This is a genomic window from Streptomyces sp. NPDC003300 (assembly GCF_040610915.1).
Classification (GTDB): Bacteria; Actinomycetota; Actinomycetes; order Streptomycetales; family Streptomycetaceae; genus Actinacidiphila.
Genome location: NZ_JBEXNE010000041.1, coordinates 36,206 through 49,795, shown reverse-complemented (window position 1 = coordinate 49,795; position 13,590 = coordinate 36,206). Strand labels below are relative to the sequence as shown.

Below are 13,590 nucleotides of genomic sequence, written 5' to 3'. Positions count from 1 at the left end.
TCCGGGGGGGGGGCCGCGAACCGCACCCCCCGCCTCGTCCCCCCGGGCGCGGGGGGGGCCCTCCCCCCCCCCCGCCCCCGCCCCGGAGCCGCCGTCCGTACCGGTGGCGCGGCCCACCGCGAGGTGCCGGGCGGCGCCCTGCGCCGCGGGGCGACGTTCCAGTCGGGCGTGCCGCAGCGCCCTGATGCTGGGCGTGTAGGAGGAGGCGACCCGGTCGAGCACGGAACGGCGCTCCACCAGGTCCGCCTTGCGCTGGTAGCCGGCGGCGTGCAGCGGCAGATGCGCCAGCGGGCCGGAGGCGGACCACCACAGCCGGGGGACAGCGTGTCTCGGCGTCCCGTCCGGGATCGGCTCGGTGAGGCCGGCCGCCCGCAGCACCGGTTCCGCGACCTTGTCCCACAGCCACTCAAGGGTCCGGAAGATGGTCTCGGCCGCCGCGGCGCGCACGTCCTTCGGGCTGTCCAGATCCACGGCGACCGCGGCAAGGAAGTCCCGGGCCGTGTGGGCCAGCAGTCCTTCGGTCACGTCGAGTGTCACGGTCCTGATGCCCCGGGACGTGACCACCAGCGCGTCACATCGCAGCCGGTCAATGTTGATCAGCACGATGGGCCCCTGTACCGCCTCCGCCTGCATCTGCATCGCGGTCGGCGGCAGCAGGAAACTGCCGAAGCCGGGGTGGGACCGGATGTCACCGAGGAGCAGCCGCCACTGCTCGGCCGCCCGGTGCTGCGCCCGTACGCCCGAGGTCTCGTCCCGCGACGCGATGTCATCGGCCTCCCGCATCCGCCCGGCGAGGTCGGTGAAGCGCGCGGCGAGCCGCGGATGAGCCTCTGCGAGGTCGGACACGTCGCCGCGCGCCTCCAGGTCCTGGCTCATGAGGACGGCACGGCCCTGTTCCAGCAGCGCGGCCGCCTGTTCGGTCCGGCCGGCGGCGAGCGCCACCGCGCACCCGGTTCGGGTCAGGCTGGTGCCCGTCGAACTGTCCGGGGACGGCCCTTGGAGGGCAGTGTGCACGGCGCGCTGGCGATCGTCGCGGTGCAGCGCCCGCGAGGTGAGCAGCGGCAGCATCTCCAGCGCGACGGCCGCGGCGTCCGCGGCCCGTGCCCAGTCCCCGAGCTCCACCCGGCGGCCGAGCGCGACGCGCGCGTTCTCGAATCTCACCGCTGGGGGCAGCTTGGCCTCTGCCTCAGGCTGCCACCGCACCTCGGCTTCCTCGACCCCGATCAGGTCTCCGCGGAGGTCGTGGTCGGCCATCACCACCAGGTCGGTGATCGTACGCAGCGTCGGCCGCAGGCGTTCACGCTGCTCCGCCATGCTGCCCCAGTGGCCGGGGGCGTCCGGGAGCGCCTCCAACGTGCGGGCCACCTTCCGCACCAGCCCGACCGCCTCCTTCGACATGTCCGGGTCGCGGCGGAGCATCGAGACCCCGGCGAGGGCCTTGGCGTAGAACATCGCGCAGGCGACCCACTGCGGTGACTCGGGGCGGACGTGGTCCACGGCCCACCGCAGGCCGTCGCAGGCCCGGAGCATCGTCGCGGCGTCGCCGCGGAGCGAACCGTACGCCTGCCGGTGCTCCTCGACCGCGCACAGCAGTTCGATATAGCGGGAGCTGGTGGCCGGGAGGGTGGCGAGTACGTCGTCGCCGGCCCGCACAGCCCGCTCCAGGTCCGCGGCGTCCCTACTGATGAGGTACTTCGCGGCCCACACCTGGAGCAGGGCCGCGGCCGTCCATCCCCGGCGGCCGGCACTGAGTCCTGGTTCGGCCAGCCTGGCGAGCAACTGCTTCTCGGCGAGCGCCAGTCGGCGCGGGTCCGACGGAGACGTGTCGACCCCGACGAGACTGCGGAGGACCGCTTCCGCGTCTGGTGGCAGACCCGTCAGGTCGGACTCCAGAGAAGGGTCGCAGACGAGGCCGGGCGCGGGCGCGGGGCAGGGCGGCCAGTGCGGTGAGGTGGAGGACGCGGGTCCCCCGTCGCCGCCCGGTGCGCGTTCGCGGTCCGGCCCGCGGGGTGTTCGCGCCTCCGGGTCCGGAGCACCGCCGAAGGAGGCCATCTCCTCCGGTCCTGCGCCCGGTGACCGGTAACCGGGGCTGCGTGGCGGTTCGTACAACCGGATCGGCGGCAGCGGGGGAAAGGTCAGGAGTGGACCCATCCACGGCCGCACGAGGCGGAGAAGACCTCCCGACTTGAACGGGAGCATTCCCATCAGCCGCACCATCTCGGCGGTCGCGGCGCGCTTCTGGGCGATATGCGGAAGCAGCGGGTCGCCCGGCCGCAGGTCCCGCTGCAACATCGCCCACAGCTCGTCCGACCTGGCGATGTCCCGCCGGGATCCGCTGAGGACGGCGCGCGCGGCCAGCAAGGACGCCATGTTGACCGCGTAGACACCGCCGTCGTCCGGTGGCCCGTCGGCCCGGAACGCCTCCATGTGCGCGATGGCCTCGTCGGCCGTCTTGAGGTCGAGTTCGTAGGTCAGTACGGACATCAGGGCTATCGCCAGCAAGAGGTGCACCGGGGCGGCCTCGTGGGGCCGATAGTCCGTGCCGTGGACCCGCGCGTGCTCCACGCCCGCCAGCGCCAGTCGGCCGGCGGTGACCGCGAAGGCGGCCGAGGCGCGGTCCTTCGGGTCCGCACGGAATCTGACGACGGCGGCGTGTGCGGCCGTGCGCCCGACCAGTTCCGCCTCCAGGTGGTCGGGCGTGACGGCGTCGTGGGCGGCTCGGGCCAGCCGCCACATCTCGGGGAGCGCCGACTCGTCGCCGGACTCGTACCGGAAGCACGCGGACTGGGCGAGCCGTACCAACAGGCAGCAGCGTGCGATGTCGTCCCGCGGGAGCGAGTCCGCCAGCCGGGCCGCCGCCGACTCGATGGGCAGGACCGGCTGGAAGTGCCGGGGCAGCGGCAGTTCGGGGTAGGTGGCGGCGACCCTTACCGGGTCGTCGGCCGTACGCCCCTGCTTCTGCGCGCCGAGATGGTGCTGAACGTCGCGCGACAACCGGTAGTCGCCGAAGCGGAACGACAGGGTGCGCTCGGCCAGCCACAGGTGCAACACCCACGCAGGCCGCCCGGGATCGTCCCGCGCGCCGGTGTCCAGCGCGAACTCCAGCAGCGCCGCGGCGGCCACCGCCGCGTCGCGGCCGCCGCTCGACCAGGAGGACAGCAGCAGTCCGTCGGCGGCGGACAGCCAGCTCCGCGGGTCGGCGCGGACCGCGCCGACCCGGCGTTCGATGTCGGACGACCAGGACGCTTCACAGCGTCGCATCACGCGGTCCACGACTGCTCTCATATCCGGCATGTCGAGTCCTCTCTGAAGGGTGGGACGGTCGGGACTTGCGGGTCGGCCGCGCGGCACGTGGCGATCGGCGGGCCGCGGGGTGGGGCGGTCGGCTGCCGACGAGCGCGCGCCCGGACGGGCGGTCATGTCCGAGCGCGCGCCCGGACGGTTCAGCAGACGAGGTCCAGGACGACGGAGCGGTTGCGTTCGGCGGGGCCGGGCAGCAACCGGCCTTCGCTGTCGAGGTCTTGGACGTGGCCCGGCCACCGCGTGCCGACTCCCCGCAGCGTGATGTCGTGGGCGGGCACACCGAGCGAGACGAGGACGTCGCGGACCGCTGTTGCGCGGTCGAGCGACAGTCGCCTACGGCCATCGGCCGTTCCCGCGGACGCCGTCGTACCGATGAGCCCGATCTTCGCGTGGTGGGCCACGGCCCAGTCGGCGAGTTCCCTCAGGGCGACGGCGGCAGCAGGCCGGTCGCGCAGTACCGACGTGTCGGGCAGGAATCCGACACTGCCGCTGTTCCGCAGCACGTGGTTCCCGCAGGAGGGCGGATACGTTTCCAGGGGACGCACCTTGACGACGGACACGGCGGGGGTGTGCGGTACGGCGGCACCCGTCGCCGGCACGGGGTCGGCCGCGACGCACTCGGCCCCCGCCTCGACGGCGATCGCCTTCCATATGGCGACGAGGTTCTTGTGCTCCGGGAGCGGCAGTCTGGCCTGCGGCGGCGCCGTGTCGCCGACGCCGCTGAAGAGGACGGAGATACCGGTGAGCTGCGGGAGCGAGCCCTGCCTCTTCAGGAAGTCGGCGACATCGGTGGCCTGGGCGTCCAGCACGCCGTCACGGCGGAAGTCCAGTGGCGCGACAGTCTGAAGCCCGGAGTCGGCCACCACGACCGTGCCGCCCGGACCGACGTTCCCCGCGGCCTCGGCCAGCGCCGCGAGCAGGTCGGCCTCGGGACGGCCGGCTTTCATGCGGTGGATCGTGTTCGTCAGCGACTTCACGAATGTGTCGTGGTCTTTGGCGCTGCGGGAACCGTTCTTGCCCGTGTCCTCGAAGGCCCCGCGGAATTCCACGTCGGGTGCGCCGTCCACTCCGACCACGGAGATCAGCTGACCCCCGTCGATCGCGGTATCCACCAGTGAGAGCGCGGCGGGTGTCAGCCGGGGCGCGGGTGTGTTGGCTCGGGCGCCGAGGACGAGGGCGACGCGGCCTCGGCCGGTGGCGCACGCGGCGGCCTGCTCCCGCTGCTCCGACGCGCTGTTCTTGGCCGGGTGACCGCAGCCGGATGCCGCAAGCGCCACGGCACCCAGCAGGCAGAGAGCGGTGAGTCCGCGGAGAAGGGATCGTAATCTCGGTGATGCCATGGTGTGTGCTCCAGGAGTTCGAATCGATCGACGGCGCGGGGCCAGGTTCAATGAGCCCGGCCGCCCGGAGGCGTCCGGGCGACCGGATGACGAGCGGGACGCTGCGCGGACGTCAGGGGCTGGTCCAGTGCCGGCCGCACGACGGGCAGCGCAGGCCCAGACGGCAGTTCGAGCAGTCCGGACACGGCAGCAGACGACGAGCGCAGTGGGGGCAGAACTCGGGCCGGGGAGCGGGCGGCCGCATCGGGAACGGGCGCGGCTGCGGGCTCACGCCGCCGCCCCTTGGCCGTTCTCCGCATCGGGCTCGTCGGACTCCCCCGGTCCGTCGGGCCGATCGGCGGCGCGCAGGTCGGGGCCCTTCCAACCGCCGGGGACGAGCCGGTCCCCTGAGTCGGTGAGTCCGTCGGTGGCCGCCGGGTCCGCGATGTGCACGGCCATCAGGAACCGGGCGTAGTGCTTCAGGTCGTCGGCCCAGCCGAGGCATTGCCCGGTAGCCACCTCCCAGCGCCGGTGGTCGCGCTCGCGCTCGGCCAGCTCCTGCTGGTGGCGGTGGACGGCACGGACATGGCGTGGCGTCAGCCGCTGCACCTCCTGCCGGGCGGCCGCACGGTGTGCCAGGGCCATTCGGTACGCCGTGGCCAGCGGATTGTGGGCGAGGTACGCCGTGACCGCCGCCAGCAGGCCGCCGGCCAGGTAGAGGCCGAGGAACAGCAGGGCCGTGCCGAGATTGGCGCTGCCGGTCAAGTCGTCGGCGGGCGCCCCCGCGGTGCTCGGGAGACCGAGGGTCTCGAGCCCGCTGCCCCCCGACGTGGCGGGCGTATTGGTGGCGCGGACGAAGAAGCACACGGCGCCCATGAACAGCCAGACCATCGTCAGCACCACCGCGAGAGCACCCACGGCCGGCGTGGACCGCTCCACGAACCTGCGGGCGAGTACACCCACCTGGTGGCTCACAGCCAGCGCCAGGCCGGTGAACCCGAGGACAAGCGGAATGATCATCCACCCGGCCTCGTTCACCAACAGGCCGACGACTTGGTAGAAGGCGATCCCGTCTGCCCCCACCGCCAGCACCAGCGCGAGGTAGGGGTAGTAGTGCCTGGTTCTGCCGACGACCAGATCAGGGTCGGCGAACGGCATGTGACCGGGCGGGACGGTTCTGCTCATGGGGTCGGTCCTCCTTGCGGGGGCGGGGTGGGTTCAGCGGGCGACGCGGCCTCGGCAGGCCCTGCGGGCGACACGCTCACAGTGGCGGGCGGGGAGAGACGGGCACGGAACGCGCTCAGGTCGCTCTCGGCCCGGCTGAGGTCGTCCTTGGCGTGGTCGAGTGCCGTCTGCGCGTCCGAGAGCTCCTCGGCGGCCACGCCGATCAGGTGGTCGCAGACCGCCTCGCGGAGCTTGTGCTCGGATTCGAGCCGGGTGGCCCACTGGACCGTCCAGGCGTCGATGAGGTTGTCCAGCGCGGTGCCCGTACCGGCGTCGATGGCGTTGGGAGCGAGTTCGCCGACGAGTTGGCGCACGGTCTCCTCGGCGGTGCCGAGATCGGCCGGTGGCGCCATCCGGTAGAGCGCCGGAATGGTCCAGCTCGGGTCGCCGTCGACCACGGTCGAAAACGTCGGCTCGGGCTGTTCGGGCGGGCGCTTGGTCTTACGGCGGAGAAAGGGAAGGTCCACGGAGGGTCCTCTCGGGGCGGGTGTTCACGGGTCCCTGGGTGGTTGGGCCGTCCAGGGAACGGCCGTTCACGAGTCCGGCGGAATTCAGCCGAGTTCGGGACGGTGGCCGGCAACCCAGGCGGGCAGCTCGGGACCGCCGTACTTGGCCTCACCGTTGATCCGGGCACCGTCCGCGTGTCGCCGGACCAACTGCCGGTCGTAGGCCATGACACGGCGCATGGCCTGCTCGTGCAGGTAGACCGCGCGTGCCGCGGCGGCTTCCTGCCGCACCGCGATACGGGCCTCGACCGTGTGCAGTTCGACGGTCAGTGCGGCAGCACGCCCGGCGGCCTGTTCGGCGGCGGAGCGCAGGTCGGCGAGCCGGCGCGACCATTCGCGCGCCCGGCGGGCGCGCACCACCGCCTCGGCGGTCTTGTGCTCGCCGCCGCGCCGCCGGTTCTGCTCTTCCTCGCTCAGGGGGCCGGCCGACTCGGCGACGGCAGCTTCGGCCTCGGCGGCGAGCCGTTCGGCCTCCTGTACGCGGGCCCGGAGGACCAGCGCCCGGCCCCGGTCCTCGGCGGTCTCCCTGAGGCAGAGGATCCATTCGGCCTGCTGACCAGCGGCGGCTCCGCGACCGAGGAACTCGGGCGTCGGGGTGCCGCCGACGCCGCTCTCGCCGAGCGCGGGCAGTCCGGCCTTCGCGTCGCGGTTGGCATGGTGCCGGTCCACCAGGCGCAGGTGGATCGCATAGCGCCGGGGCTTGGGCAGGGGTGCGGGCTTGGTACGGCCGTTGAGGCGAGGGGACATCTGGGGCCTCCCGTGGGCTTGGCAGGCACCGCGAAGCGGTGCGACGGACGGGAGGGACGCCCTGTGCACCCTCGCAAGTCCATCGACATGAAGCGTCTCTTCTTGTCTAACCAGAGTCAACTCTGTTTGTGAATATTCTCTACTTCAGGAGCAAAAGTTATCTGGGGTTTACAGATCGCTACAAGCCAGTACTCTCGTGACGTGCACTGACCTGCGATTAGAGGAGAGACGGCCAGTGATCCTCAAAGCCCAGATCCCCCCCATCCCGGAGAGCCGGGGTCGGCAGATGCCGGCCCGGCTCGCCCGCAAGGTGGGACCGCTCTTCGGAGTCGCCTGGGACGGCGCCCCGGGCGGCATGCATTCCTGGTGCTGCGACTACGCGCAGGTGACGCTCGCCGAGATCATGCGCGGCGCCCCGCGCCCCGCGAAGCCGTCCGAACTGGGGGACCACACCGACCGCGGACTGCCGGACAGCGAGGTGACCAAGGCGGGGCACACTCCGATCGCCAACGCCACGGCGTCGCGCTACGGGCCTGACACCAAGGCCGCGTTCGTCCTCATCGGCACCAATGTGCTGCTGGCGCCGGTCACCGAAGCCCTCGGTCGGGCGCTCGACGAGATTCCCGTCGAGGACCCGCACCTGCTCATCGGCGCCTTCGCGTACAGCCTGCTCGAAGTCTTCCGCTCGGAGCCGATCCTGCTTGTCGCCGCGCTCCAGGCGCAGGGCGTGCAGCACGCGTTGGGCGCCCTGGACGCCCCGGTCCGGAGCGAGGGCGTGCGGAGCCTCGCCTCCCACGAGTACGGTCCGATCCGGGCGCGGTACGACGCCGATCACGCGCCGCTCGGTCTGGACCTCGTGGAGAAGTTGGCGACGGTCCTGTGCGCGCGCCTGCGCCCCAGGGAGTCGAACGAGGTCGGCATGAACGAGCCGCTGCCGGGCGGGAGCGCCCGCGACCGCTTGCGCCGCACCGTCGTGGGCATGGCGCAGGCCACGCTCTTCGACCTCTCCGCGGTCACGGACGACGCCGCGGTGCGCATCGTGGACAACAAGAAGGGCCGGAGGGCTGAGCTCCATCTGCACACCGAGGTACGGGTGCGGCGCTTCGCGCAGGCGGTGCTCCCCCACGTCGAGCTGCCACCGCAGGAGACCCCCGCCCGGATGGCGGACAAGCTCAGCTTGCTCCAGTCCGTGGTCGAGGAGACCCCGTCCGGTCCCGATCTCGACGTCAAGGCCGCCCTGACCGTGCGACAGGGCCTGGTGACGGCGACGCTGGCGCTCTTCGAGGACCGGGACGAGTCGACCCGGCACGTACGGGCCCGCATGCTGGAACAGTTCGCCGACCGGGTCCGCGAACTGTTCGGCGCGGACTCCCCCGAGTTCCTGTTGGAGCGGCTGCACGCGCTGGCCGATCTCGTGCAGTTCCCCGCCGCGCAGGACGAGGACCCGTCACACCCGCAGATCGTCACCCGGCGTGCGGGGTGGCTGCGCGAGGGCGTCGCGCTGGCGAAGACGCTGATGGGCCGGGTCAGCGGGGGCAGCGTGGACGGCGGATACCTCGCCACCCGCCTCGACGACCTGCTGGTCGGCGTGAACCAGTTGCGCAAGGCCCAGTATGAGGCTCACGTCACCGGGCTTCCCGACGCGGAGCAGATCACGAGAGAGCTCATCCCGCTCTGGGACGACTGCATCGAACTGCTCACCTGCTTCTTCGAGAACGGCAGCCCGCGCTACTACGTGCGGCTGCACAACTACTGCGCCTTCCTCGTCGGGGCGGGCTCGAACGTCGAGATGCGCGAAGAGGGCCTGGAGCTGTACGACAACGAGGTGATCCCGGTCCGCCGCCGGATGAACGAGTTGGGCACCGCGTTCACCTCCCTGCGCAACGTCCTCCAGGTAGCGATGCGCGGGCACGTCTCGCTGGCCCGGGACCTTGACGAGCCGCAGCGCTCGCGCGAGCACCTGGCGGCCGCCCGGACGTACGCAGCGGAGATCCGGGCCAACACCGACGAGGTGGACCGACTGCTGGAGTACGCGGGCGAGCGGGCGACCGGGTTCGTCATGGCGCTGAGCCTGGCGAACTGCTTCCTGACCTCGGCGGAGTACGCGCTACCGGACGATAGGGCGGACCGCGCCAGGTGGGCCGAGCAGGCCGCGGAGCTGATGGCCGTCGCGGCACCGTACGTCTCCGGCGGCCAGAGGAACCGCGCAGACCGCAGAAGGGAGTTCGAGAACCTCGGCAGCCGACTGCGCGCCCTCGACAGCGCCGCCGCGTGAGACACGCGGCGGGCATGAACCGCGCCGGCGAGGAGTACGGGGACCGGTCGCAGCCGGCCCCGTGACAAAGAGCACCGCGCACACGTCGACGACCGTCGATACCCCCGCCGCACGGGTCTGGCCCCCGCGATACGGTGCGCGTTCCCGCCGCGGCCCGCTGAGTCAGCGGCGGCGGAGGGAGGGGTCGAGGAGGGCGGGCGGGGTGTCGAACTTCTCCTGGGGGGCGAGGTCGGTGCCGGGCGGGACGATGGCGTCGAGGGCGTCCAGGACGTCGGCGGAGAGCACGGTGTCGGCGGCGGCGAGCTGCGAGTGCAGGTGGTCCAGGGTGCGGGGGCCGATGATCGCGCTGGTCACGGCGGGGTGCGCGGTGACGAAGCCGAGCGCGAGCTGGATCATCGTCAGGCCGGCGTCGTCGGCGACGCGGGCGATCCGCTCGACGGCGTCGAGCCTGGCCCGGTTGGACGGGACGGTCAGGTCGAAGCGCTCCGGGAGGTGGACGGAGCGGTTGGTGGTGATGTCGCGGCCCTCGCGGACCGCGCCCGACAGCCAGCCGGAGGCCAGCGGGCTCCAGGCGAGCACGCCGAGCCCGTACTCCTCGGTCACCGGCAGGACATGGGTCTCGATGCCGCGCTGGAGGATCGAGTAGCTGGGCTGCTCGGTGACGTAGCGGGCCAGGTGCTGCTCGCGGGCGGCCCACTGCGCCTGCACGATGCGGTACGCGGGGAAGGTCGAGGAGCCGAAGTAGCGGATCTTTCCCGCGCGTTGGAGGTCGGTGAGGGCCGACAGCGTCTCCTCGTCGCTGGTGCGCGGGTCCCAGCGGTGCATCTGGTAGAGGTCCACGTGGTCGACGCCGAGGCGGCGCAGGCTGTTGTCCAGTTCGGTGACCAGCCAACGGCGCGAGCTGCCCCGGTGGTTGCGCTCGTCGTCCATCGGCATGGTCGCCTTGGTGGCCAGCACGATGTCGTCGCGGCGCCCGGCGATGGCCTTGCCGACCATCTCCTCCGAGTCGCCGTGCCCGTACATGTCGGCGGTGTCGATGACGTTGATCCCGGCTTCGAGGGCGGCGTCCACGATGGCGGTCGCCTCGTCCTGCGTGGTGCGGCCGATCGCGCCGAAGTTCATCGCGCCCAGCGCGAGGGTGCTGACCTGCACGCCGGTGCGGCCCAAAGTGCGGTACTGCATGAGTGGATTCCTCCGTGCTCTGGCATCATGAGATAAACGGAACATTGTTCCGCCACAAACGACGATACGGAACGACGTTCCGGATAGCAAGCGCGACTGCCGGGGTCACGGGACGGAGGACGGTGCGGTGAACGACGGAGAAGGCGGCGCGGGCGTGCGGGGCGGCGCGGGCGTGCGGGGCGGCGCGGGCGTGCGGGGCGGCGCGGACGCGCGCGGCGATGCGGACGGCAGGGGCGGCGCGGCGGGCGGCGCGGGCGCGGCCCCCCGGCCCAAGCGGGCGGACGCCCGGCGCAACAAGGAGGCCCTGCTCGACGCGGCGGCGGCCGTCTTCGTGACGTCAGGCGTCGAGGCGCCGGTACGGGACATCGCCGCCGAGGCGGGCGTCGGCACCGGCACGATCTACCGGCACTTCCCGACCCGCGCCGACCTCATCATCGCCGTCTACCGGCACCAGGTCGACGCCTGCGCCGAGGCCGGTCCCGCGCTGCTGGCGGCCGACCCGTCCCCGTACGCCGCCCTCGGGCAGTGGATCGACCTCTTCGTGGACTTCCTGGTCACCAAGCACGGGCTGGCGGGCGTGCTGCACTCCGACGAGGCCGGGTTCGACGCGCTGCACGTGTACTTCCTCGACCGGCTCGTGCCCGTGTGCACCCGGCTGCTCGACGCCGCCGTCGCCGCCGGCGAGATCCGCTCGGACGTCGAGGCGCGGGTGCTCATGCGGGGGGTCGGGAATCTCTGCATCGGGGCGGACAGCGATCCGGGGTACGACGCGCGGCGCCTGGCCGGTGTCCTCGTCGCCGGACTGCGGCTGCTGCCGTAACGGTTCCCGCCGCCGCTCTCAGCGCCCCAGACCGCCCGAAGCGTCACGCACGCCCCCGCCGGAAGCCTCACGCCCCCCTTATGCCCCCGCCCGAAGCCTCACGCCCCCCTTATGCCCCCGCCGGAAGCCTCATGCCCCCTTACGCCCCCGCCGGAAGGCGGCTGTCCAGCGCCCGGATGAACCCGGCGACGGTCGCGGTCATGGCGCGCCGCCCCTCGCGGAGATAGACGCGGGGATCGGTGATGTCGTCCACGGCGAGGCGGGCGCGGACGGCGCCGGTCATGGCGATGTCGAGCCCGGTTCCGACAGTGACCTTGCTGATCCCCTCGGCGGCGGCGAGGCCGAGTTCACCGGCGGTGGCGCCCGCCGTGTCGCGCAGGACGAGGGGGACGTCGAGGGCGGTACGCAGCCGGGCCAGCAGTCGGCGGTCCGGGCGCGCGCCGAGCGGGACGGTCAGGGCGTCGACTCCCGTCGCGGCGACGAAGGCGCGGGCCGCGGCCGGGCCGCCGCCCGGCTCGGGACCGGTCGCCGCGCCCGCGGGGACGGCCGCCGCGTCGGCCTCGATCCACAGATTCTGCTCGTGCGCCCACTGCGCGGCGTCGCGCGTCACCGCGACGTTCTCCGCGTACGGCAGGCGCGCCGCGTCGTACATGATCGAGCTGAAGCCGCAGTGCGCGGCCTGGGCGAGGAGCGCCGTCCTGCGCACCCGGTCCAGATGCAGCGCGACCGGTACGGCGGCGGCCCGCGCGGTCTCCGCGGCGGCGCGGGCGAGCGGCAGCAGGCGCCCGTCGTAGTACTGCACCACGCTCTCGCTGACCTGGATGATCACCGGGGAGCCGACCGCCTCCGCGCCTTCGACGACGGCTTGTACGTGTTCGAGGGTGATCGCGTCGAAGGCCGCGATGGCGCGGTGCTCGACCGCTGCGGCGGTGATCAGCGCGCGGGCGGCTGCAAGAGGCATGGGTTCTCCCGACGGTGCTTGCGCGAGGATGCTTGTATTTGCACCTTACTCCGCACAATCGAACACTTTCAAGCATTCCTGGTGCGCGCAGTCCGCACGGCCGTGGGGTCCGCGCGCGTGTGCCACGCTGGTGCGCGCACGATCACGCCGAACCGGTCGAGCCGAGCCCGATCAGCCGCGCACGGTCAAGCCGAACCGGCCAAACCACGCACGATCAAGCCGAGGACGATCACGTCACGGAGGAGAACGCCTGTGTCCAGGGACGCCCGGTGGACCGCACTGCTGGATCTGCTGGCCGAGCACGGCCGCGTGGAGGTGGAGGAGGTCGCGACCACGCTCGACGTCTCCACCGCCACCATCCGCCGCGACCTGGACCAGCTCGCCGAGCAGCAGATGCTCACCCGCACCCGCGGCGGGGCCGTCGCGCACGGCGTCTCGTACGAGCTGCCGCTGCGCTACAAGACGGCCAGGCACGCCTCCCAGAAGCAGCGCATCGGCAGGACGGCCGCCTCCCTCGTCGCTCTCGGCGACGTCGTCGGCCTCACCGGCGGCACGACCACCACCGAGGTCGCCCGCGCGCTGGCCCTGCGCGGCGACGTCACGGCGGACGGCACCCGCCAGCCCGCCCTCACCGTCGTCACCAACGCCCTCAACATCGCCAACGAGCTCGTCATCCGGCCCCAGATCAAGATCGTCGTCACCGGAGGCGTCGCCCGCCCCCAGTCCTACGAACTCACCGGCCCCCTCGCCCGCGGCGTCCTCCAGGAGATCATCCTCGACATCGCCGTCCTCGGCATCGACGCCCTCGACCCCGCCCAGGGCGTCTACGCCCACCACGAGGACGAGGCCAGCATCAACCGCCTCCTCGCCGAACGCGCCCAACGCGTCGTCATCGCCGCCGACTCCTCCAAAATCGGCCGCCGCGCCTTCGCCCGCGTCTGCGGCCTCGAAACCATCGACACCCTCATCACCGACGAGGCCATCCCCCCGGAAACCGCCGCCGCCTTCGAAGAAGCCGGCATCACCGTCACCATCGCCTGACCCGGACCCCGCCAGGCGGTGTTCGAGCCGGTGGACCCTCACGAGGGCGGCCAGAACGTCGGCGGCACGGGTGGCGGCCACGCCACCCCTCGCGCACCATCCGACGCCCCTGTCCGCCCGACCGGGCACCGGTCCGCCCGGACCGCGACCGCGGTCCTGGCGGTAGCACTGGGCGGGGGGACTGATCGGCGGTACGGGAAAGCGTCGTCGGG

Annotated in this window: 10 protein-coding genes; 3 read left to right on the top strand and 7 right to left on the bottom strand. The window is 72.6% G+C overall.

The window, feature by feature from the left end:
* The 5 genes from ABZX65_RS34415 to ABZX65_RS34395 form a co-directional block, all read right to left on the bottom strand.
* The coding region (locus tag ABZX65_RS34415; RefSeq protein ID WP_355349346.1) for a CHAT domain-containing protein at positions 1–3,261 on the bottom strand (3,261 nt) is incomplete at its 3' end.
* A 182-nt stretch (positions 3,262–3,443) separates the two neighbouring features.
* Entirely contained in the window at positions 3,444–4,580 is a 1,137-nt protein-coding gene (locus ABZX65_RS34410; protein WP_355349343.1) for an OmpA family protein, read from the bottom strand.
* A 330-nt stretch (positions 4,581–4,910) separates the two neighbouring features.
* The gene (locus tag ABZX65_RS34405) at positions 4,911–5,807 is read right to left on the bottom strand and encodes a hypothetical protein (protein WP_355349340.1); all 897 of its coding nucleotides are present in this window, start codon (positions 5,805–5,807) and stop codon (positions 4,911–4,913) included.
* A complete protein-coding gene (locus ABZX65_RS34400; RefSeq protein ID WP_355349337.1) occupies positions 5,804–6,313 on the bottom strand; it encodes a hypothetical protein in 510 nt (169 codons plus the stop codon). Before ABZX65_RS34400 ends, ABZX65_RS34405 begins: the two co-directional genes overlap by 4 nt.
* An 84-nt stretch (positions 6,314–6,397) precedes the next feature.
* Positions 6,398–7,099, bottom strand: a complete 702-nt coding sequence (locus tag ABZX65_RS34395; RefSeq protein ID WP_355349334.1) for a hypothetical protein — start codon at positions 7,097–7,099, stop codon at positions 6,398–6,400.
* Positions 7,100–7,334: 235 nt separating this feature from the next.
* Here ABZX65_RS34395 and ABZX65_RS34390 point away from each other — a divergent pair, with 235 nt between their 5' ends.
* Complete coding sequence (locus tag ABZX65_RS34390; RefSeq protein ID WP_355349331.1) at positions 7,335–9,374, top strand: hypothetical protein; 2,040 nt, start codon at positions 7,335–7,337, stop codon at positions 9,372–9,374.
* Between the two features lie 162 nt (positions 9,375–9,536).
* On the opposite strand, the gene ABZX65_RS34385 is transcribed toward ABZX65_RS34390, so the two are convergent.
* Positions 9,537–10,556: an aldo/keto reductase gene (locus ABZX65_RS34385; protein ID WP_355349328.1), complete on the bottom strand. Its 1,020-nt coding sequence runs from the start codon at positions 10,554–10,556 to the stop codon at positions 9,537–9,539.
* Positions 10,557–10,860: 304 nt separating this feature from the next.
* Between ABZX65_RS34385 and ABZX65_RS34380 the strand changes: the two genes are divergently transcribed.
* Positions 10,861–11,376, top strand: coding sequence for a TetR/AcrR family transcriptional regulator (locus ABZX65_RS34380; RefSeq protein ID WP_355349358.1), 516 nt, complete (start codon positions 10,861–10,863; stop codon positions 11,374–11,376).
* Between the two features lie 139 nt (positions 11,377–11,515).
* On the opposite strand, the gene ABZX65_RS34375 is transcribed toward ABZX65_RS34380, so the two are convergent.
* Positions 11,516–12,337: a class II fructose-bisphosphate aldolase gene (locus ABZX65_RS34375; protein WP_355349325.1), complete on the bottom strand. Its 822-nt coding sequence runs from the start codon at positions 12,335–12,337 to the stop codon at positions 11,516–11,518.
* A 252-nt stretch (positions 12,338–12,589) separates the two neighbouring features.
* Between ABZX65_RS34375 and ABZX65_RS34370 the strand changes: the two genes are divergently transcribed.
* Positions 12,590–13,378: a DeoR/GlpR family DNA-binding transcription regulator gene (locus tag ABZX65_RS34370; RefSeq protein ID WP_188283080.1), complete on the top strand. Its 789-nt coding sequence runs from the start codon at positions 12,590–12,592 to the stop codon at positions 13,376–13,378.
* Positions 13,379–13,590: the final 212 nt, after the last annotated feature.

Excerpts from the sequence above, each read along its gene's own strand:
- ABZX65_RS34405 (WP_355349340.1), bottom strand. The coding sequence starts at position 5,807 with ATGAGCAGAACCGTCCCGCCCGGTCACATGCCGTTCGCCGACCCTGAT.
- ABZX65_RS34395 (WP_355349334.1), bottom strand. The coding sequence starts at position 7,099 with ATGTCCCCTCGCCTCAACGGCCGTACCAAGCCCGCACCCCTGCCCAAG.
- ABZX65_RS34375 (WP_355349325.1), bottom strand. The coding sequence starts at position 12,337 with ATGCCTCTTGCAGCCGCCCGCGCGCTGATCACCGCCGCAGCGGTCGAG.
- ABZX65_RS34385 (WP_355349328.1), bottom strand. The coding sequence starts at position 10,556 with ATGCAGTACCGCACTTTGGGCCGCACCGGCGTGCAGGTCAGCACCCTC.